At 51.2% G+C, this 988-nt stretch carries 1 protein-coding gene; it reads left to right on the top strand.

Annotated elements, in window-relative coordinates; translation table 11 throughout:
• The coding region (locus tag R7O13_RS24780) for a TRAP transporter fused permease subunit (protein WP_318304925.1) at positions 1-988 on the top strand (988 nt) is incomplete at both ends.

The raw sequence follows: 988 nt of genomic DNA, 5'->3' as shown, positions 1-988 counted from the left end.
ACACCGAACTCGCAGGACGTTCCGGCGCGCCCACCACTGCCGATATTGTGGTTGCGGTCGTTGGTATGATATTGCTACTTGAAGCGACTCGTCGTGCATTAGGGCCTCCGCTAATGGTTGTGGCCGCCGTGTTCCTGACTTACACGTTTGCTGGCCCATACATGCCAGATGTCATAGCCCACAAAGGCGCAAGCTTAGGTAAAGCGATGTCGCATCTGTGGCTAACCACCGAAGGGGTATTTGGTGTTGCGTTAGGTGTATCCACTTCTTTCGTATTCTTGTTTGTACTGTTTGGCGCGATGCTAGAACGTGCGGGTGCAGGTGCTTACTTCATTAAAGTCGCGTTTTCTCTACTTGGTCACATGAAAGGTGGCCCAGCTAAAGCCGCCGTTGTCGCATCTGGTCTATCGGGTCTGGTTTCAGGCTCATCGATCGCAAACGTCGTAACCACGGGTACTTTTACCATTCCATTGATGAAACGAGTCGGCTTCCCGGGCACAAAAGCGGGTGCCGTTGAAGTGGCAGCGTCAACCAATGGTCAGCTCACCCCGCCAATCATGGGCGCGGCAGCGTTTTTGATGGTGGAATACGTTGGGATTTCTTACGTAGAGGTTATCAAAGCGGCATTACTTCCAGCGCTGATTTCCTACATCGCGTTGATTTACATCGTTCACCTTGAAGCATGTAAAGCGGGCATGACTGGCATACCTCGTCGTCATAATCCAACGTTACTGCAAAGCCTACTTTCATTCACGGCTACCATTTTAGGTCTGTGTGTAATCAGCGCTTTGGTGTACTACGGAGTAGGTTGGACGAAAGATGTCTTTGGCGACGCAGCGACTACGATAGTAACGATCGCGCTACTCATCGCCTACGTCGGCCTCGTAAAAATTTCTGCGAACCACATGAAAGATGGCGCAATTGAGATTGATGCGGAGCTGACTGAAGTGCCAGATCCGGGTCCTACAGTGAAGTCTGGCTTACACTA

This window comes from Vibrio sp. Y176 (assembly GCF_033438945.1).
The sequence above is the reverse complement of the archived record's forward strand: the minus strand, read 5'-3'. Positions and strand labels throughout refer to the sequence as shown.